At 72.9% G+C, this 18,049-nt stretch carries 20 protein-coding genes, 1 pseudogene and 1 riboswitch; of the genes and pseudogenes, 4 read left to right on the top strand and 17 right to left on the bottom strand.

Features of this window, described 5'->3' with window-relative positions; translation table 11 throughout:
* The first annotated feature begins 48 nt into the window (after window positions 1-48).
* The 3 genes from QP089_RS37485 to QP089_RS37475 are packed head-to-tail and all read left to right on the top strand — an operon-like array spanning window position 49 to window position 3,416.
* Window positions 49-1,362, top strand: coding sequence for a sulfite oxidase (locus QP089_RS37485; protein ID WP_285918471.1), 1,314 nt, complete (start codon window positions 49-51; stop codon window positions 1,360-1,362).
* An 11-nt stretch (window positions 1,363-1,373) separates the two neighbouring features.
* Window positions 1,374-2,774, top strand: a complete 1,401-nt coding sequence (locus QP089_RS37480; RefSeq protein ID WP_285918469.1) for a selenium-binding protein SBP56-related protein — start codon at window positions 1,374-1,376, stop codon at window positions 2,772-2,774.
* A 3-nt stretch (window positions 2,775-2,777) separates the two neighbouring features.
* Complete coding sequence (locus QP089_RS37475) at window positions 2,778-3,416, top strand: hypothetical protein (RefSeq protein WP_285918467.1); 639 nt, start codon at window positions 2,778-2,780, stop codon at window positions 3,414-3,416.
* On the opposite strand, the gene QP089_RS37470 is transcribed toward QP089_RS37475, so the two are convergent.
* Together QP089_RS37470 and add are read right to left on the bottom strand one after the other, a co-directional pair.
* The gene (locus QP089_RS37470) at window positions 3,413-4,165 is read right to left on the bottom strand and encodes a GntR family transcriptional regulator (RefSeq protein WP_285918465.1); all 753 of its coding nucleotides are present in this window, start codon (window positions 4,163-4,165) and stop codon (window positions 3,413-3,415) included. The genes QP089_RS37475 and QP089_RS37470 overlap by 4 nt on opposite strands.
* A gap of 16 nt (window positions 4,166-4,181) precedes the next feature.
* A complete protein-coding gene (gene add / locus QP089_RS37465) occupies window positions 4,182-5,192 on the bottom strand; it encodes an adenosine deaminase (protein WP_285918464.1) in 1,011 nt (336 codons plus the stop codon).
* A 140-nt stretch (window positions 5,193-5,332) separates the two neighbouring features.
* Between add and QP089_RS37460 the strand changes: the two genes are divergently transcribed.
* Window positions 5,333-6,256, top strand: coding sequence for a D-alanyl-D-alanine carboxypeptidase family protein (locus tag QP089_RS37460; RefSeq protein ID WP_285918463.1), 924 nt, complete (start codon window positions 5,333-5,335; stop codon window positions 6,254-6,256).
* Window positions 6,257-6,265: 9 nt separating this feature from the next.
* Here QP089_RS37460 and QP089_RS37455 read toward each other — a convergent pair whose 3' ends face one another.
* From QP089_RS37455 to def, 15 genes and pseudogenes are all read right to left on the bottom strand, one after another.
* Window positions 6,266-6,634, bottom strand: coding sequence for a Uma2 family endonuclease (locus QP089_RS37455; protein ID WP_285918461.1), 369 nt, complete (start codon window positions 6,632-6,634; stop codon window positions 6,266-6,268).
* Window positions 6,635-6,968: 334 nt separating this feature from the next.
* Window positions 6,969-7,127, bottom strand: a pseudogene (locus tag QP089_RS37450) (Uma2 family endonuclease); the annotation flags it as partial.
* Window positions 7,128-7,141: 14 nt separating this feature from the next.
* Window positions 7,142-7,588: a PH domain-containing protein gene (locus tag QP089_RS37445; protein WP_285918459.1), complete on the bottom strand. Its 447-nt coding sequence runs from the start codon at window positions 7,586-7,588 to the stop codon at window positions 7,142-7,144.
* Window positions 7,581-8,456, bottom strand: a complete 876-nt coding sequence (hisG, locus tag QP089_RS37440) for an ATP phosphoribosyltransferase (RefSeq protein ID WP_285918458.1) — start codon at window positions 8,454-8,456, stop codon at window positions 7,581-7,583. The genes QP089_RS37445 and hisG overlap by 8 nt, the downstream gene beginning before the upstream one ends.
* Before the next feature lie 46 nt (window positions 8,457-8,502).
* Window positions 8,503-9,015, bottom strand: a complete 513-nt coding sequence (ribH, locus tag QP089_RS37435) for a 6,7-dimethyl-8-ribityllumazine synthase (protein WP_285918457.1) — start codon at window positions 9,013-9,015, stop codon at window positions 8,503-8,505.
* The gene (locus QP089_RS37430) at window positions 9,012-10,304 is read right to left on the bottom strand and encodes a bifunctional 3,4-dihydroxy-2-butanone-4-phosphate synthase/GTP cyclohydrolase II (RefSeq protein WP_285918456.1); all 1,293 of its coding nucleotides are present in this window, start codon (window positions 10,302-10,304) and stop codon (window positions 9,012-9,014) included. The genes ribH and QP089_RS37430 overlap by 4 nt, the downstream gene beginning before the upstream one ends.
* Complete coding sequence (gene pnuC / locus QP089_RS37425; protein WP_285918454.1) at window positions 10,301-10,942, bottom strand: nicotinamide riboside transporter PnuC; 642 nt, start codon at window positions 10,940-10,942, stop codon at window positions 10,301-10,303. The genes QP089_RS37430 and pnuC overlap by 4 nt, the downstream gene beginning before the upstream one ends.
* Window positions 10,939-11,598, bottom strand: a complete 660-nt coding sequence (locus tag QP089_RS37420; protein ID WP_285918453.1) for a riboflavin synthase — start codon at window positions 11,596-11,598, stop codon at window positions 10,939-10,941. The genes pnuC and QP089_RS37420 overlap by 4 nt, the downstream gene beginning before the upstream one ends.
* Before the next feature lie 92 nt (window positions 11,599-11,690).
* Window positions 11,691-11,821, bottom strand: a riboswitch (FMN riboswitch).
* 301 nt (window positions 11,822-12,122) lie between these two features.
* The gene (locus tag QP089_RS37415) at window positions 12,123-12,695 is read right to left on the bottom strand and encodes a TetR/AcrR family transcriptional regulator (RefSeq protein WP_285918451.1); all 573 of its coding nucleotides are present in this window, start codon (window positions 12,693-12,695) and stop codon (window positions 12,123-12,125) included.
* 46 nt (window positions 12,696-12,741) lie between these two features.
* Complete coding sequence (locus QP089_RS37410) at window positions 12,742-13,386, bottom strand: HAD-IA family hydrolase (RefSeq protein ID WP_285918449.1); 645 nt, start codon at window positions 13,384-13,386, stop codon at window positions 12,742-12,744.
* A gap of 15 nt (window positions 13,387-13,401) precedes the next feature.
* Window positions 13,402-14,079, bottom strand: a complete 678-nt coding sequence (gene rpe / locus QP089_RS37405; RefSeq protein ID WP_285918448.1) for a ribulose-phosphate 3-epimerase — start codon at window positions 14,077-14,079, stop codon at window positions 13,402-13,404.
* 12 nt (window positions 14,080-14,091) lie between these two features.
* On the bottom strand, window positions 14,092-15,039 hold the full coding sequence (locus tag QP089_RS37400; RefSeq protein ID WP_285918447.1) for a phosphatase PAP2 family protein: 948 nt from the start codon (window positions 15,037-15,039) through the stop codon (window positions 14,092-14,094).
* 7 nt (window positions 15,040-15,046) lie between these two features.
* Window positions 15,047-16,468, bottom strand: a complete 1,422-nt coding sequence (locus tag QP089_RS37395; RefSeq protein ID WP_285918445.1) for an RsmB/NOP family class I SAM-dependent RNA methyltransferase — start codon at window positions 16,466-16,468, stop codon at window positions 15,047-15,049.
* On the bottom strand, window positions 16,468-17,394 hold the full coding sequence (fmt, locus tag QP089_RS37390; RefSeq protein ID WP_285918443.1) for a methionyl-tRNA formyltransferase: 927 nt from the start codon (window positions 17,392-17,394) through the stop codon (window positions 16,468-16,470). The genes QP089_RS37395 and fmt overlap by 1 nt, the downstream gene beginning before the upstream one ends.
* Window positions 17,395-17,940, bottom strand: a complete 546-nt coding sequence (gene def, locus QP089_RS37385) for a peptide deformylase (protein ID WP_285918441.1) — start codon at window positions 17,938-17,940, stop codon at window positions 17,395-17,397. It abuts the gene before it with no gap.
* Window positions 17,941-18,049 lie beyond the last annotated feature (109 nt).

Raw genomic sequence — 18,049 nt, 5'->3', positions numbered from 1 at the left:
CCGTAGGGAAAGTCGACTTTCGGCTGGGCCATCAGCAGCATCGAGCCCATGCGACCCGGTGACACCGCCCACGGCTGCCTTCCCGACCCCGGCGACGACCTGACCGACGAGACGACCTACGAACGCGTGCGCTCCGCCCAGGCGCCGTCCGTCTTGCCGCTGTCGCGGCGCGGCATGCTGCGGCTGTCGGCGGGCGCGGGCCTCGGCGCCGCCCTCGGCACGGCCGCCACCGCCCCGCGCGCGCTCGCCGCTCCCGTCGCCGCACCCGCCACCGGGATCGTCAAGCCGCTGCCGCCCGAGCTGTTCATCCCGCAGGGCACCAACGCCGAGATGCGCTGGGAGGCCATGCGCGGGCAGGGCGACCTGACGCCCGTCGACCGGTTCTTCGTCCGCAACCACGTCGCCACCCCGCGCATCGACGCCCGCACCTGGCGCCTCAGGCTCTGGGGGACGGGCCTGCACGGCTCCCCGCCGGAGTCGCGCCCGGTCGAGTTCTCCTACGAGGACCTCCTCGGCATGCGCGCCGAGACCATCACCTCGTTCATCGAATGCACCGGCAACGGGCGCAGCTTCTACGCCTCCCAGCAGGGCCAGGAGGTCTCGGGCACCCCGTGGAAGCTCGGCGGCGTGGGCGTGGCGCGCTGGCGGGGCGTCCCGCTGTCGGCGGTCCTCGAACGCGCGGGTCTCACCTCCCGGGCTGTGGACATTCTGCCGCGCGGATTGGACGCTGACTTCGTGGACAAGGGCGAGAACCTCGGCCCGGTCAGGCGTCCCCTGCCGGTCGCGAAGGCGCTCAAGGACGTCCTGCTCGCCTACGAGATGAACGGTGCGCCGCTGCCGCCCGACCACGGCTTCCCCGTCCGGCTCGTCGTCCCGTCCTGGGTGGGCGTCGCGAACATCAAGTGGCTCGGCGACATCCAGGTCGCCGACGGGCCCCTCTTCTCCCCGTGGAACACCCGCTACTACCGGCTCTTCGGCCCCGGCTACCCGCCCGAGGGCAGCGCGCCGCTCACCCGCATGAACGTCAAGTCGGCGTTCGAGCTGCCGTGGGAGGCGACCCTGCCGGCCGGCCGCCACGCCCTGCACGGACGGTCCTGGTCCGGCAACGGGCGGGTGCGCAGGGTCGAGGTCAGCGCGGACGGCGGGGCCACCTGGCGGGCCGCCCGCGTGCGCGACCGGCACGCCAACCCGCGCGGCTGGGTCCGCTGGGAGTTCCCGTGGCGGCCGGACGGCCCGGGACGCCACGAGCTGCTCGCCCGCGCGACCGACGAGACCGGCGCGTCCCAGCCGTCCACCGCGCCCTACAACACGCTCGGCTACCTGTTCGGCGCCGTCGTCCGCCACCCGGTCACCGTCTCCTGAAGGGACCCGCCATGGCACTGTGGAAGCCCGACCCGACCTTCTACGCCTCGCCGCGGGACGCGGTGTCGGCGCCGCCGGAGAAGCTCGCCTACGTCGCCGCGTTCGACCGCGCCGCCGAGAAGCCGGACGCGATCGCCGTCCTCGACGTCGACCCCGGCTCGGCGTCCTACGGCGACGTCGTCGGCTGGACGGACCTGCCCTACCTCGGCGACGAGCTGCACCACTTCGGATGGAACGCGTGCAGCAGCGCCCTGTGCCCGTACGCGCCGCACCCGCACGTGGAGCGCCGCTACCTGATCGTGCCGGGGCTGCGGTCGTCGCGGGTCTACGTCATCGACACCAAGGACAAGCCGACCGCGCCCGAGATCATCAAGGTGCTGGAGCCCGACGAGCTGGCGAAACGCGCCGGGTACTCGCGGCCCCACACCGTCCACTGCGGCCCCGAGGGGCTGTACCTCACCGCGCTCGGCGGAGCGAACGGTGAAGACGGGCCGGGCGGGATCGCGCTGCTCGACCACACCTCGTTCGACGTCCTCGGCCGCTGGGAGGTCGACCGCGGCCCCCAGTACTTCGCCTACGACGCCTGGTGGCACATCGCGCACGACGTGCTCATCACCTCCGAGTGGGGCACCCCGTCCATGATCGAGGACGGTGTGGTCGGGGAGCTGCTGCTCGGCCGCAAGTACGGGCACAAGCTGCACTTCTGGGACCTGCGCAAGCGCCGCCACGTCCAGGAGGTCGACCTCGGCGACGAGCACCAGATGGTGCTGGAGCTGCGGCCAGCGCACGACCCGACCCAGCAGTACGGCTTCGCCGGCGTCGTCGTCAGCGTCGAGGACCTGTCGGCCTCGGTCTGGCTGTGGCACCGCGACGGCGACCGGTGGGCCGCGACGAAGGTCATCACCATCCCCGCCGAACCCGCCGACGAAAGCGCGCTGCCGCCGGTCATCGCGCCGTTCGGGGCCGTCCCGCCGCTGGTCACCGACATCGACCTGTCGGTGGACGACCGGTGGATGTACGTCTCGTGCTGGGGCACCGGCGAGCTGAAGCGCTACGACGTCAGCGACCCGTTCCACCCCGTCGAGGCGGGCTCGGTGCGCATCGGCGGCATCGTCGGGCGCACCCCGCACCCGGCCGCCCCGGACGTGCCGCTCGCCGGCGGGCCGCAGATGGTCGAGGTCAGCCGCGACGGGAAGCGCGTCTACGTCACCAACTCCCTCTACGGCTCCTGGGACGACCAGTTCTACCCCGACGGCGTCGGCGCCTGGATGGCCAAGCTCGACTCCACCGCGGACGGCTTCGCCTTCGACGAGCGGTTCTTCCCGCACGGCGACGCGTTCCGCGGCCGGCGCCCCCACCAGACGCGGCTGCAGGGCGGGGACGCGTCGTCCGACTCCTACTGCTACCCGTAACCGGTGAAGGACGGCTCGCTCGCCGCGCTCGTCGCGATGGGCGCGTTCCACGGCCTCAACCCGGCGATGGGCTGGCTGTTCGCCGTGGCCCGCGGCCTCCAGGAGCGCAGCAGGGCCCTGGTCCTGCAGTCGCTCCCGGCGATCGCCGCGGGCCACGCCGCGTCCGTCGGGGCCGTCGCGATCCTCGTCGCGCTGACCCGCTCGGTCGTGGCGACCCAGGCGGTCGCGATCGGCGGCGGGATCCTGCTGGTCGGGTTCGGGCTGTGGCGGCTGCTGTCGCAGCGGCACTTCCGCTGGGTCGGCATGCGGATCTCGCTGTGGCAGCTGGCCGCCTGGTCGTTCCTGATGTCGTCGGCGCACGGCGCGGGGCTGATGCTGTTGCCCGTCCTCACCTCGTCCGGGACGATCCCCGCCGGCCACCACCACGGGCTGGCGTCGGCGTCCGGGAGCGCCGTGTCCGCCGCGATCTTCGTGACCGGCGTCCACACGCTGGCGATGCTGGCCGTCGCCGGGATCATCGCCGTCGCCGTCTACGAGATCGTGGGCCTGGCGATCCTGCGCCGCGCCTGGTTCAACCTGGACCGGCTCTGGGCCGCCGCCCTCATCACGGCCGGCGCCGTCACCCTCGTGACCGCCCTTTAGGCGGTGGTGGCGCGGGTCAGGTGGAGGCCGATGCCGTAGCCGGTGACGACCGTCAGGGTGTAGGCGTCGATCGGGGTTCGGGCGGCGTCGTAGGCGGTGCCGGTGATGGCGAGCGCCGGGTCGCCGGGGGACGCGCCGCAGCGCTCGGCGTCGGCGGCGTCCAGGACGGCGGGTTCGAGGCGTTGCAGGCTCTCGGCGACGCGGCTGCCGGCGAGCGTCAGCGCGTCGACGATGGTGGGGCTCGCGTCGAGGACGTCCGGGGTGATGCGCTCGGCGACGGACTGCGGGACGACGTCGGTCGCGACACCGTAGGGCACGCCGTGCCGGAGCCGGGTGGCGCGGTAGCGGACCACGGGCGCACCCACCGGGACCTTCAGGCGCGCGGCCAGTGCCTCGTCCGCGGCGAGCGTGTCCTGGACACGGTCGCGTTCGACGACGTGGTGGGCCTCGTTGTCCAGGTCGTCGAGGAAGCCGGTGTAGACGGGGCCCGAGCGCGGTGACAGCGGCTCGATCGGCAGCGGATCGGCGACGTAGCTCCCCGAACCGCGGCGGCTGGTGACGTAGCCGGTGTCGCGGAGCTCGGTCAGCGCCTGGCGGACGGTGCTGCGGCTGGCGCCCATCGCCGCGGCGAGGTCGTCCTCCCCCGGCAGGCGCTGGCCCGGCGTGTAGTGGCCGGCCAGGATCCGGCTCTTGAGCGACATCGCGATCCGCACGTACAGCGGGCGGTCCGCCCCCGGCGGGCGTGCCATGGCAGGTTCCTCCTCGTCACAGGGCGACGTCGTCGAGTTCCCGGCGGACGGCGGTCTTGGTCGCGGCGGGGGCGTACGAGGCGCCGAGCGCGGCCGCCTGCGCGTCCAGCAGCGCGTGGCGGGTGAAGCCGTGCAGGTCGTGGGCCATGCGCAGCTCGTCGTTCAGCGTGGTCTGGAAGTAGGCCGGGTCGTCGGTGTTCAGCGTGACGACCAGCCCGGCCCGCGCCAGCTCGCCGAGCACGTGGCTCTGCGGGTCCTTCGCCAGCCTGAGGGCGACGTTCGACGTGGGCGCCACCTCCAGCGGGATCCGCCGCTCGGCCAGGTGCGCCACCAGCGCGGGGTCGTCCAGGCAGCGGATGCCGTGCCCGATCCGGTCGGCCTTCAGCGACCGCAGCGCGCCCCAGATGCTCTCCGGGCCGACGGTCTCCCCCGCGTGCGGGAGCGCGGCCAGCCCGGCGGCCTTGGCCTTGGCGAACGACGACGCGAACGGCTCCGGCGGGAATCCCTCCTCCACCCCGCCCAGGCCGAGGCCGACCACGCCGGCGGGCGCCGTCCGGCCCAGCAGGAAGTCCACGGTGAAGTGCGAGGCGGGTTCCTCCGACTCGCGGGAGATGTCGCAGATCCAGCCGATCTCCACCCCGTGCTCGTCGCGGGCGCGGCGCCGCCCCTCGTCCAGCCCGGCCGCGTACTCCTCCAGCGCGACGCCACGGCGGTGGTGCTGCACCGGCGTGGTCGTGACCTCGGCGTACCGGACGTTCTGCGCCGCCAGCTCGGCGGTCAGCGCGACCGTGGCGTCCGCGAAGTCAGCGGCGCCGCGCAGGACGTCCAGCCCGGCGAGGAACAGGCGCGCGAAGTCGCCGAAGTCCTCGAACCGGTACAGCCCTTCCAGGTCCTCGGCCGACTCGGCCCCCAGGTCGACACCGTGACGGCGCGCCAGCGACAGCAGCGTCGCCGGCCGCAGTGACCCTTCCAGGTGCACATGCAGCTCCACCTTGGGCAGCCGCGCGATCCACGCGTCGATCCCCATCGCCCCTCCGATCTGTACGGTCAACCATACAGGTCAATTTGTACGCTTGACCATACAGATCTCTTGGTGGGACATTTGCCCTGGTGACGGGCCCGGACGGTGCTTGAAGACGGGGCGTCCGGCTGGCAGTGTCCGAATGTGTGATCATCACACTCGCCGCCCGCCACCGCACGGTCGCCGCCCTCCTGCCCCTGGTCGCCGTCCCGTCGCTCCTCACGGCCCCGGCCCGTGCGGCGGCGCGTCCCGCCGCCGGACCGACCGGCGTCGGCGCCAGGTCGGCGCTGCTGTACGACGCGACGTCCGGCACCACCGTGTGGTCGCGCGCCGCCGACACCGAACGCCCCATCGCCAGCATCGCCAAGGTGATGACCGCGCTCGTCGTCCTGCACGAGGGCGGGCTCGACCGCAAGATCACGATCAAGCGCAAGTACCTGACGTACGCCAAGAAGCACGACGGCAGCAACGCGGCGCTCCACACCGGCGACAAGCTCACCGCGCGGCAGCTCCTCAACGCGATGCTGCTGCCGTCCGGCTGCGACGCCGCCTACGCCCTCGCCGACGCCTACGGCCCCGGCAAGGAACGGTTCATCGCCAAGATGAACGACGCCGCCCGCGAACTGCGCCTCGACCACACCACCTACGCCAACTTCGACGGCCTGCCCTGGCCGACCGCCACGTCCACCCGCTCCACCGCCCGCGACCAGGTCCGCCTCGCCGGCTACGCGATGGACGACGCGACCTTCCGCACCACCGTCGGCCGCAGAACGTACAAGCTCGCCAGGACCAAGACCCACCACGCCTACAAGTGGACGAACACCAACCGGCTCCTCGGCTCCTACCGGGGCGCGGCCGGCATCAAGACCGGCACCACCGACGCCGCCGGCTACTCCCTGCTGTTCGCCGCCCGCCGCGACGGCCGCGCCCTCACCGGCATCGTCCTCAACAGCTCCACCACCGACGAGCGCGCCCGCTTCACCGACGCCGCCCGCATGCTCGACTGGGCCTTCGGCACCACCGACCCCTACCGCGTCCCACCCGCCCCCACCAACACCCCCACCGACTGACCCGCGCCCTCACCAGCGCGCGTCGATGGCTTCCAGATCGATCTCGATGTCGAACGGCACCGTCACCTTAAGCCGATCATGATAGATGCCGGTCAGGAAGTACGCCTTGGCGGCGGGATCGATCTCGTAGACGTAGACGACCGTCCGGTCCCCGTCTTCCTCGACTCGCCAGAAGTGCTTGATCCCCGCGGCCGCGTACCTTCGGGGCTTGACATCGCGGTCGCGCATCCTGGAGTCCGGCGACACCACCTCAACGGCGAGCACAACCTCGTCCGGCAGGAGGTAGGCCCGTCGCCTCTGGTCGGCCTCTACCTTGAATACCGAGATGTCTGGTTCTGGCGCCTGATCGCTCGCCAACCGGATCGTCATCTCGTCCATGGCCTTGAACTCGGGCGGAGCCTGACGATCGAACTCGTTGGAAGACGTCCCTGAGTCCGATGTCGATGGAGAACGGGACGGTCACCTGGAGGCGGTCGCGATGGACCCCGATCAGAACGTAGGACTCCATGACCGGATCGAGTTCATGGACGTATACGACCGCGTCCCTGCCGTCCTGCTCCCCCGCGAGCCTGACGTCCTCGAGAAAGAAGTAATGGTCGGGGACTCTGCGATGGAAGGCCTCCGACGAGACGAGCAGCACGTCCGGCGCCGGCGCCTGCCGTTCGTCGAGCCGTACCGTCATGCCGTGAAGCGGCTCGATGCTCTCCGGGGCCTGCCGCCTGAGTTCGGCGACCATCAAACTGACCACCGCCGAATGCCACTTGCTCTGCGGAGCGGCGAAGACCAGGGCACCGTCGATCAGCTCAGTCCGGCGGGGCAGACCACACATGCGAAGGAAGTGATCCGCGGTGAACCCGCCCGTCGCGGAAATGCCCGTCTGGAACGTCAGGTGGGGTCAGGGGTTTCGCTGCGGGTGCGGAGGAGGGTCTCCAGCTCGGTGAGCTGGCGGGCGGCGAGGGGCTTCTCGGCGCCGTTGATGCCCATCGCGCCGAGGGACGTGCCGTCGGCCAGGTCGAGGGTGGGCCACGGGTCGCCCTCGGTCATCGTGACGCCGAGCACCTCGGGCCAGGCGAGGCGGCGGGTGCGGAAGGCGTTGACGACCGTGAGGCCCGACTCGTCGGCGGTGACGCGGCAGCGGGCCAGCATGTGCAGGACCCACGCGACGACCAGGCCGAACACGACGATCAGGACCCGGTCGAACAGCTTGAACTGCGGTGCCACCACCACGGCGAGCGCGATCAGGCCGACGACGACCACGCCCGCCGTGATGTAGGCGACGAGCCGTGTGGTGCGCGGGCGCCACACGGCCGGCAGGGCCCCTTCCTCAGTCAACGATCTTCGAGATGGGGATTTCGAGGATGTCGTGGGCGCCGGCGGCCTTGAGGGCCGGGATCAGCGTGTTCACGCCGCGCTTGGCGACGACGGACTCGACCGCGCTGGAGTCGCCGCCGGCCAGGGAGGTGACCGTGGGCGCGGACATCGACGGCATGATGTCGAGGACGTTCTGCAGGTCGGCCTGGGCGACGTTCAGCTTCAGCAGCACGTTGCCGCGCGCACGGATGGCGCCCTGCAGCAGCAGGGAGATGTCCTCCATCGCGGCGCGCTTCTCGGCGTCCTCGTAGGCCTCGCGGTTGGCGACCAGCTCGGTGTAGCTGGTCAGGAGGGTGTCGAGGATGCGCAGGCCGTTCTTGCGCAGCGACGAGCCGGTCTCGGTGAGGTCGACGATCGCGTCCACGATGTCGGGGACCTTCGCCTCCGTCGCGCCGTAGGACGGGACGACCTTCGCCTTCACGCCGTGCTTGTCGAGGAACCGCTTGGTCATCGCCGGGAACTCGGTGGAGATCCGGACGCCCTCCGGCAGGTCGGACACGCTCCGCCAGGGCGCGTCCTCCGGCACCGCCATGATCACGCGGACGGGGTTGGAGGTCGCCTTGGAGTACTGGAGCTCGCCGAGGCTGACGACGTCGGAGTCGGTCTCGGTGATCCAGTCGCGGCCGGTGATGCCGAGGTCGAACAGGCCCTGTTCGAGGTAGGTCGGGATCTCCTGCGGGCGCAGCACCCGGACGCGGTCGATGCGCGGGTCGTCGATGGAGGCGCGGTAGTCGCGGTCCGAGGCGCGCCGGACGGTGAGGTCGGCGGCGTCGAACAGCTGCATGGTCGCCTTCTCCAGCGACCCCTTCGGCAGGACGAGTGACAGCACGGAATTGCCTTTCGGAATGGGTTGCGTACGGGATACCGGGGTGAGCTCAGGAGCCCGAATGCTCCAGGCCGTGCCCGGCGTGACCGTGATGCCGCAGACCTCGCAGGGTCAGTGCCGTGTCGAGTGCGGCCACAGTCGCCTCCCATCCCTTGTCCTCGGAGCTGCCTGGCAGCCCGCTGCGTTCCAGTGCCTGCTCAATGGTGTCACACGTGAGGACCCCGTTGCCCACCGGAGTCGACTCGTCCAGTGCAACGCGTGTCACACCGGTCGTCACGGAGTCGCAGACATAGTCGAAATGCGCCGTCGCTCCCCGGATGACCGCGCCGAGGCAGACGACGGCGTCGAGGTCGCGTGCCATCTGCTGGGCGATCACGGGGAGTTCCAGGGCGCCGGCGACCCGCACGACGACGGGGGCGTCGACGCCGCAGGCCTTCGCGGCGGCGACGGCGCGTTCCAGCAGCTGGTCGGTGATCTGCCCGTGCCAGCGGGTGCAGACGATGCCGAGCGTCAGCCCGGCCGCGTCGACGGCGGTGTCCTCAGGGCGTCCGGCGCCGCTCATGAGAGTCCTTCGATCTGGTGCCCGAGACGGTCCCGCTTGACCGTCAGGTAGCGCCGGTTGTGCTCGGTGACGATGACGGGCATCGTCTCGCGGCCGCGCACCTCCAGCCCGAACCCGTCCAGGCCCTTGAGCTTGTCGGGGTTGTTGGTGAGCACCCGGATCGAGCGGACGCCGAGGTCGCGCAGCATATGGGCGGCGTTGGAGTACTCGCGCGCGTCGGCGGGCAGGCCGAGCTCGAGGTTGGCGTCGACGGTGTCGGAGCCGTTGTCCTGCAGCGCGTAGGCGCGCAGCTTGGCCAGCAGGCCGATGCCGCGGCCCTCGTGCCCGCGCAGGTAGACCACGACGCCGCGGCCCTCCTCGGCGATGCGCTCCATCGCGGCGTCCAGCTGGGTGCCGCAGTCGCAGCGCTCGGAGTGCAGGACGTCGCCGGTGAGGCATTCGGAGTGCGCGCGGATCAGGACGTCCTCGCCGTCGCCGATGTCGCCGAGGACGAGCGCGAGGTGCTCGCCGCCGTCGATCTCGCTGGAGAACCCGATGGCGCGCCACATCCCGTACCGGTTCGGCAGCCGGGTCTCCACGACCCGGGTGACCATCGGCTCGGTGCGGCGGCGGTACTCGGCGAGCTGCTCGATGGAGATCAGCTTGAGGCCGTGCTCCTTGGCGAACACCTGCAGCTCGGGCAGGCGCGCCATGGTGCCGTCCTCGTTGACGACCTCGGCGAGGACGCCCGCCGGGGTGAGCCCGGCCATCCGGGCGAGGTCGACGGCGGCCTCGGTGTGCCCGCGCCGGCGCAGCACGCCGCCCTCGTGGTAGCGCAGCGGGAAGATGTGCCCGGGACGGACGAGGTCGCGCGGCTCGGACGCCGAGTCGGCGAGGGTCCGGATCGTGCGGGCCCGGTCGGCGGCGGAGATGCCGGTGGTGACGCCGAGCCGGGCGTCCACGCTGACGGTGTAGGCGGTGCGCATCCGCTCCGTGTTCTGCGCGGTCATCAGCGGGATCTGCAGCCGGTCCAGGTCGGCGCCCTCCATCGGGACGCAGATCACGCCGCTGGTGTAGCGGATCGTGAAGGTGAGCAGCTCCGGCGTCGCCTTCGACGCGGCGAAGATGATGTCGCCCTCGTTCTCGCGGTCCTCGTCGTCGACGACCACGACGGGACGCCCCGCCGCGATGTCGGCGATCGCCTCCTCGATCGGGTCGAAGATCCCGCCGCCGTTCAGTCCGCCGCCGCCGTTCAGTCCGTCACTGCCGTTGAGTCCGTCGCTGCCGTTGAGTCCGTCGTTGCCGCTCATGCGGTCACCGCCTTGTTACCGGGGGCCGGCACTGCCTTCGCTTCCCGCAGCCAGTTCCTGAACCCGACCATCACCATCACGAAGAAGATCACGTAGACCGCGCCGGAGACGTACAGCCCGGAGTGCAGGGCCACCGGCACGCCCACCAGGTCGACCAGCACCCACACGATCCAGAAGTCGACGAGCGCGCGGCTCTGCGCGAACGTCGCGACGGCGCTGCCGACGAAGATGTAGGCGTTCGCCCACGGCGACCAGGCGGCCTTCAGCCAGTCGACGTGGAGGAACAGCTCGGCGACCGCGGCGGTGCCGACGGCGAGGGCCGCGATCAGCACCACGCGCTCCTTCGCGGTCGCGCTGCGCACCACCAGGGGGTCGCCGCCGCGCCGCCCGCGCGCCCACATCGCCCAGCCGTAGAGGGCGAGGAAGCCGAACAGCACCTGCTTGAGGGCGTTGCCGGGGACGTCGGCGTGCACGGACGCGGCGAGCAGCAGCAGCGCGCCGACCAGCTGCACCGGCCACGTCCAGAGGGTCTTGCGCATGGCGAGCCACACCACGGCGAGCGACAGGACGTTGCCGACGAGGTCGGTCCACAGGATGTGCTCGCCGAAGAGGTCGAAGCCCGCACCCAGCCAGCTCATGCCACGCCGCCCGTCACGCCGTCGGTCAGGCCGTCGGTGGGACCGCCCGTCAGGCCGTCCGCCGCCGCGCGGTCGCCGAGCATGCGCTCGACGTACTTGGCGACGACGTCGACCTCGAGGTTGACGGGGTCGCCGGGCTTCTTGCGGCCGAGCGTGGTGAGCGCGAGCGTGGTCGGGATGAGCGCGACGCTGAACCGGTCGGCGCCGGCCTCGACGACCGTGAGGCTGATCCCGTCGACCGTGATCGAGCCCTTGTCGACCAGGTAGCGGCTCAGGTGCGCGGGCAGCGAGACCGTGACGACGTCCCAGCGCTCGCCGGGCTCGCGGGACAGGATCGTTCCGACGCCGTCGACGTGGCCCTGGACGAGGTGGCCGCCGAGCCGGTCGGAGAGCCGGACGGGCCGCTCCAGATTGACGTTGGAGCCGGGTTCGAGGGAGCCGAGGCTGGACCTGTCGAGGGTCTCCTTCATCGCGTCGGCGGTGAAGGCGCCGTCCTTGACGTCCACCACGGTGAGGCAGACGCCGTTGACCGCGATCGAGGCGCCGTGGACGGCGTCCTCGGTGACGAGCGGGCCGCGGATCGTCAGGACGGCCGAGTCCCCCTCGGCCTCGATCGCGACGATCTCGCCGAGCTCCTCGACGATGCCGGTGAACATCTCCCGGGCCTCCTCGTTCCGCTGCTACGGAACCCGGCTCCGGGGGTGTACGTGCGTCGACGTTGCATCACCCTCCTGCGACAGAGGGTGTACTGCGCGCTGCCTCCCATCCGGACTTTCACCGTCGGTCCTGGAGTTCCACCAGGTCAACCGGCCGATGGCTTCGGCCGGGTCGCGGACTGTCACCGCCGGTTCGGAATTTCACCGACCCCGGAGCACGCGTTCATGCTTTGGAACCAGTGTGCCATGCGAACCATTCCCGCGCCCATGTGAGGATCGCCACGGGCACCGGGCCGCCTACCAAGCGCTCGCTCGGGTTATCCTGGCCCGGTTCAACGTTCAACGATCTCCGGCACCGGGTACGCCTGGCGCAAGGCCCCGCTCCCCGACACCGTGCCGCCGCGGCCCGTGGTGACCGCCATTCCCGACCTTGGGCCCGGCGGCGCGGCCCGCCGGACCGCTCCGCGTCGACCCCCGGACCGCTCCGCGTCGGCCCTCCGCGCCGCTCCGCGTCATTCGGGCGGTCAGCCGGGCGCGCGCACCGCGTCCAGCGTCACCGCGACCAGGCGCTCGACCGCGTCCCGCGACGGAAGGGCGCCCGCCGCGCCGAGCGCGTGCAGGCAGAAGACCGCCAGCTCGTCCGGCGGGACGTCGGCGCGGACGGCGCCGTCGCGCGCCGCGTCCGCCAGCAGCCCCACGACGAGCTCGCGCAGCCGCCGTTCCGCGTCCGCCATGCGGCCGCCGCGGTGGACGAGCGCCGCCATCTCGGTGCCGTGCGGCCGCTCGTGCGTCGTCACCGCGTAGGTCCGCAGCACTTCGGCGAGCCGCTCGGCGGGCGTCCCGGCCCGGTCGCGCGCGGCGGCGAGGCGTTCGAGGTGCCCGCCGACCTGCTGGTCGTGCCAGGCGACGAGGATCGCCTCGACGTCCGGGAAGTACTTGTAAAGGGTGGCGCGGCCGATGCCGGTCTCCTTGGCGATCCGCGACATCGTCACCGCCGCCAGGCCGTGCTCGGCCACCAGTGCCGCCGTGGTCCTCAGCGTCGCCTCGCGGACCGCGTTCCGGTGCGCCTCGATCGTCTCGTTCCACAGCTTCGGCACGCCCCAAACCTACGGCACCCCCGCGCCGGCAAGGCGTTGGCGCGGGTCAGAGCGTGCGGACGAGGCGCAGGCCGCCGGGGGCCGGGAGCACGTGGGTCAGGTCGGGGACGATCCGGTGCGCGGCCGTCAGGGACGCCTCGGCATGGCTGGTCGTGACGGCGACGACGGTGGCGCCGGCGGCGCGGCCCGCCGCTATGCCGGCGGGGGCGTCCTCGACGACCACGCAGGCCGACGGGTCGACTCCGAGCCGCTCGGCCGCCTGGAGGTAGCCGGAAGGGTCGGGCTTGCCGCGCGGGACGTCCTCGGCGGTGATCACGACGGACGGCAGCGGGACGCCCGCGACCCCGGTGCGGACGCGGAGCTGCTCCTTGTCCATGGACGTGACCAGCGCCCACGGCAGCCCGTCCATCGCCGCCAGCAACTCCGGGACGCCGGGAAGCGCGGTGATGCCGTCGGTGCGAGCCGCTTCCAGCGCGTCCAGGCGGGCGGTGGCCTCCCGCACCCGGTCGGCGGGCAGGAAGTCGGCGACGCGGTCGCTGGTGCGGCGGCCGTGGGCGTCCGAGAGGAACTCGTCGGCGTCGATCCCGTACTCGACGGCCCACTCGCGGGCGGCGCGCTCGACCAGCGGCGTCGAGTCGACGAGCGTGCCGTCGACGTCGAACAGGACCGCCGCGCAGGGCAGTGTCACCATGCGGTCACCATGCGGTCACCATGCCGCGGCGGCCGTCGCCTTCTCCGCCTGGGCCTTCAGCTTCCGGACGGCCTCGGACGGGTCGTCGGCGCCGTAGACGGCGCTGCCCGCGACGAACACGTCCGCGCCGGCGTCCGCGCAGCGCTCGATCGTCTCGGCGCTGACGCCTCCGTCGACCTGGACCCAGACGGGCAGGTCCCGGCCCTTGATCATCTCGCGGGCCCGGCGGACCTTCGGCAGCACCACGTCCAGGAACCTCTGGCCGCCGAAGCCGGGCTCGACGGTCATCAGCAGCAGCATGTCGATCTCGCCGAGCAGGTCCTCGAAGCCCTCGACCGGGGTGGCGGGGTTCACGCCGAGCCCGGCGCGGGCGCCGGCGGCGCGGATGGCGCGCAGCGTCCGGATCGGAGCCTTGGCGGCCTCGGCGTGGATGGTGACGCTGCCCGCGCCGGCCTCGGCGTACTGGGGCGCCCACCGGTCCGGGTCCTCGATCATGAGGTGGCAGTCGAGCGGCAGCGCGCTGTGCTTGAGCAGCGCCTCGACCACCGGCAGCCCCAGGGTCAGGTTGGGCACGAAGTGGTTGTCCATGACGTCGACGTGCACCCAGTCGGCGGTGCCGGAGATGAGCGCGACGTCCTCGGCGAGGCGGGCGAAGTCCGCGGAGAGGATGCTGGGTGCGATCTGTGGAGCCATGATTCCCCGAGTCTATTGCCGCACTTCGGGCGGATCATCACCCGGGCGGGTGAGCGGAGGTGTGGTGCGGTGCGCCAGCCGGAGCCGGACGAAGGCCTCCGGCGCCCCGGCGGTCGCCCACAGGCCGAGCATGGCCTGGACGGCGAACGCCTCCGGCGGGCGCGGCCCCGGCAGCAACTCCAGGGCGGCCAGGATCGCCGCGCCGAGGGCGCCGACCACGATGCGGGCCAGGCGCCGGCCGAGCGAGCCGCCCGCGTCGAACCAGCCGCGGGCGGCGCAGATCGACACTCCGGCCAGGACCCCGAACAGGCCCCCGGTGGCGGCGGCCGCCTCGTTGACGGTGACGGGCCGGGTGTGCCCACCGGCGACGGTGATCGCCTTCGCCCAGGCGTCCGGCCACTGCCATCCGTGCAGCGAGCGGACGGCGAGCCACGCCCCCGCCAGGAAGATCAGGGAGATCGCCAGCGCCATGGCCACCTGCGCCACCAGCGGACGGCGGCTCCACCACGGGACGACCCGCGGTTCCAGCCACAGCCCCAGGACCAGCACGCCGATGCCGACACCCCAGCCGACCAGCACCTGGCTCAGCGAGTGCACGCCCAGGTAGACGCGCGACGCCCCGATCAGGACGATGACGACGGCCGCGCCCGCCCAGATCACGGCGCGTCTCGTGCGGGACGCGAAGTAGCCCCAGGTGACGACGGCGTTCTGCGCGTGACCCGACGGCATGCCGAACGAGGCGAGCGGCTGCCTGACCTTGATCGTGGGGTCCGTCCAGAAGGGGCGGGGCTCTTGCCACACCAGCTTCAGCACGGTGTTGAGCGTCGACCCGAACGCCAGCAGCACCGCCGCCCGCGCCATCAGCCGCGGGTGCACGCACCAGTAGAGGACCGCCAGCGCCGGGATGTAGAACCCGGCGCTGCCGAGGTAGGTCATGGCGAGCATGAAGCCGGTGAGCACCGGCGTATCACTCCCCGCGGCGCAGCAGGGCGAGGAACATGGCGTCGGTGCCGTGCCGGTGCGGCCAGAACTGCGCGTACGGGCCGTCGCCCAGGTCGGCGAGGCCCGGCGCCACCGAGGCGAGCGCGGCGGGCGCGTCGATGCGTTCGACGTCGTCGCGGCCGCGCAGCACGTCGCCCACCACCACCCGCGTCTCCGCGAGGTGCGGCGAGCAGGTGACGTAGGCGACGACGCCGCCGGGACGGACCGATTCCAGCGCGGACGCCAGCAGCCGGCGCTGCAGCGGGCCCAGTTCGGCGACCGCTTCGGGGCCGCGCCGCCAGCGGGCCTCGGGACGGCGCCGCAGCGCGCCGAGGCCGGTGCAGGGCGCGTCGACCATGACGCGGTCGAACGCGCCGGGCCGCCACGCCGGGACGGTTCCGTCCGCCGCGACGACTCCGGTGCGGCCGTCCACCGCGCGCCTGACGAGCCCGGCACGGTGCGGCTGGACGTCAGCGGCCAGCAGGTGCGCGCCGCGCTCGGCGGCGACGGCCGACAGCAGGCCGGCCTTGCCGCCGGGGCCCGCGCAGACGTCGGCCCAGCGGGCGTCCCGGCCGTCCAGCGGAGCCGCCGCCAGCGCCAGGGCGACGAGCTGGCTCGCCTCGTCCTGGACGGCGGCGCGGCCGTCGCGGACGGCGTCGATGTTCGCCGGGTCGCCCTCGCCCAGCACGGCCGCGTACGGCGAGTAGGACGACGGCTCGGCGCCCGCGTCGTACAGCTCCTGCACGGTCGCGCGGCCGGGCCGGGCGACCAGCGTCACGCGCGGGCGCGCGTTGTCGGCCTCCAGCAGGGCGTCGATCTCGCCGCGGTCGGGGCCGAGCGCGTCGCGCAGCGCCGACACGATCCACTTGGGGTGGCTGTGCGCGATCGACAGGCGGGTGGTGGTGTCGGCGTCGGCGGGCGCGACGATCGCCAGCCACGCGTCCATGTCGCGGGAGGCGACCTTGCGCAGCACCGCGTTGGCGAACTTGGCCTGGCCGGGGCCCGACACCGACCGGGCCAGCTCCACCGCCGTGCCGACGGCGGCGTGCGGCGGGATGCGGGTGGCGAGGATCTGGTGCGCGCCGAGGCGCAGGACGTCCAGCAGCGGCGCGTCGATGCGGCGCAGCTCGCGGTCGCTGCACAGCGCCAGGACGGCGTCGTAGGTGCCGCGGCCGCGCAGCGTGCCGTAGGTCAGCTCGGTGGCGAGGGCGGCGTCGCGTCCGGTGATGCCGCGGTCGCGCAGGCGGCTGGGCAGCAGCAGGTTCGCGTACGCGTCGCGGGTCTCCACCGCGCGGATCACGTCGAACGCGGTGCGCCGGACCAGGTCCTGCGGGCGGCCCGTGTTGCGGGGACCGCCGGGCCTGCGGTTGTGGTCGGGGCGGCCCCTGCGGCCGCGGGTCGGCGGCATCAGTGCAGCGCGTCCTTGCCTGTGAGGTCGGTGCCGCGCACCCAGTCGGCGGCGGCCATGCGGCGCTTGCCCTGCGGCTGGACGTCCCCGAGCACGACGGGGTGCGTGGCCGTGCCGACCAGCACCTCCTTCTTCCCGGCGCGCAGCTCGCCGGGCGACAGCTTCTCGCCGTCGGGCGCGGGACGGACCGGGCCGAGCTTGAGGCGGGTGTCACGGAACGTCGTCCACGCGCCCGGCGCGGGCGTGCAGGCCCGGATCAGCCGGTCGACGTGCCGCGCCGGGGCGGTCCAGTCGACGCGGGCGTCCTCGGGAGTGAGCTTCGCGGCGTGCGACACGCCCTCGGTCGACTGCGGGCGCGCCTCCAGGACGCCGGCCTCGATCCCGTTCATCGTGTCCAGCAGCAGGCCCGCGCCCGCGACCGCCAGCCGTCCGAGCAGGTCGCCCGTGGTGTCGGTGGGGCGGATCGGCTCGGTCAGCACCCCGTAGACCGGGCCGGTGTCGAGGCCCTCCTCGATCTGGAAGGTGGCCGCGCCGGTCACGTCGTCGCCGTGCAGGATCGCGCGCTGGACGGGCGCCGCGCCGCGCCAGGCCGGCAGCAGCGAGAAGTGCAGGTTCACCCAGCCGTGCCGGGGGATGTCCAGCGCCTCGCGCGGCAGCAGCGCCCCGTAGGCGACGACCGGGCAGCAGTCGGGCGCGATCGCGCGCAGCCGGTCGAGGAACTCCGGGTCGCGCGCCTTGGCCGGCTTGAGCGCCTCGACGCCCGCCTCCGCGGCCCGCTCCGCGACCGGGCTGGCCTCCAGCCGGCGCCCGCGGCCGGACGGCGCGTCCGGGCGGGTCACCACCGCGGCCACCTCGTGGCCGGACGCGAGCAGCGCGTCGAGTGCGGGGAGGGCGGTCTCGGGGGTCCCGGCGAAGACGAGGCGCATCTAGATCGCCTTCCCGAAGGTGCGGTGCGGCGACGCCTTCACCACGGGCGCCGGGTCGCCGAACCACTCGGCCTCGCGGATCGCCTTCATCGCGGCCTTGCGCTGCTCGGGGTCCATCCGGTCGATGAAGATGATGCCGTCCAGATGGTCGGTCTCGTGCTGGACGCAGCGGGCCAGCAGATGCGTGCCCTCCAGCGTGATCGGCTCCCCGTGCATGTTGAAGCCCTTCGCCACGACCCCGACCGAGCGGGGGGTCGGGAACGCCAGGCCGGGCAGCGACAGGCATCCCTCGTCCTCGGTCTCCTGCTCCTCCGACAGGTCCAGCGTCGGGTTCACCACGTGCCCGAGCCGGTCGTCGACGTAGTAGGTGAACACCCGCAGGCCCACGCCGAGCTGCGGCGCCGCCAGGCCAGCCCCGGGCGCGTCGATCATGGTGTCGGTGAGGTCCTTGACGAGCTGGCGCAGCTCCTTGTCGAAGTCCTTCACCGGCTCCGCGGGGGTGCGCAGCACTGGGTCGCCGAAGAGGCGGATGGGCTTGACGGCCAACGAGGACTCCGTTCCTGCGGGTGGGGCGCCGCGCGCCGCCCGTTCCGGGCGCGCCGGGCGGGACCGTGGGTGTCGCGTCCCCAGTCTACGGAGGGATCACGCCGATCCC

The sequence above is a fragment of the Actinomadura opuntiae genome, assembly GCF_030283205.1.
Taxonomy (GTDB): domain Bacteria; phylum Actinomycetota; class Actinomycetes; order Streptosporangiales; family Streptosporangiaceae; genus Spirillospora.
This window is presented reverse-complemented; position numbering and strand designations above follow the sequence as displayed.

Excerpts from the sequence above, each read along its gene's own strand:
- QP089_RS37485 (WP_285918471.1), top strand. The coding sequence starts at position 49 with ATGCGACCCGGTGACACCGCCCACGGCTGCCTTCCCGACCCCGGCGAC.
- QP089_RS37480 (WP_285918469.1), top strand. The coding sequence starts at position 1,374 with ATGGCACTGTGGAAGCCCGACCCGACCTTCTACGCCTCGCCGCGGGAC.
- QP089_RS37470 (WP_285918465.1), bottom strand. The coding sequence starts at position 4,165 with ATGGCACGCCCGCCGGGGGCGGACCGCCCGCTGTACGTGCGGATCGCG.
- add (WP_285918464.1), bottom strand. The coding sequence starts at position 5,192 with ATGGGGATCGACGCGTGGATCGCGCGGCTGCCCAAGGTGGAGCTGCAT.
- QP089_RS37455 (WP_285918461.1), bottom strand. The coding sequence starts at position 6,634 with ATGGACGAGATGACGATCCGGTTGGCGAGCGATCAGGCGCCAGAACCA.
- ribH (WP_285918457.1), bottom strand. The coding sequence starts at position 9,015 with ATGAGCGGCGCCGGACGCCCTGAGGACACCGCCGTCGACGCGGCCGGG.
- QP089_RS37430 (WP_285918456.1), bottom strand. The coding sequence starts at position 10,304 with ATGAGCGGCAACGACGGACTCAACGGCAGCGACGGACTCAACGGCAGT.
- pnuC (WP_285918454.1), bottom strand. The coding sequence starts at position 10,942 with ATGAGCTGGCTGGGTGCGGGCTTCGACCTCTTCGGCGAGCACATCCTG.
- QP089_RS37420 (WP_285918453.1), bottom strand. The coding sequence starts at position 11,598 with ATGTTCACCGGCATCGTCGAGGAGCTCGGCGAGATCGTCGCGATCGAG.
- QP089_RS37410 (WP_285918449.1), bottom strand. The coding sequence starts at position 13,386 with ATGGTGACACTGCCCTGCGCGGCGGTCCTGTTCGACGTCGACGGCACG.
- rpe (WP_285918448.1), bottom strand. The coding sequence starts at position 14,079 with ATGGCTCCACAGATCGCACCCAGCATCCTCTCCGCGGACTTCGCCCGC.
- QP089_RS37395 (WP_285918445.1), bottom strand. The coding sequence starts at position 16,468 with ATGCCGCCGACCCGCGGCCGCAGGGGCCGCCCCGACCACAACCGCAGG.
- fmt (WP_285918443.1), bottom strand. The coding sequence starts at position 17,394 with ATGCGCCTCGTCTTCGCCGGGACCCCCGAGACCGCCCTCCCCGCACTC.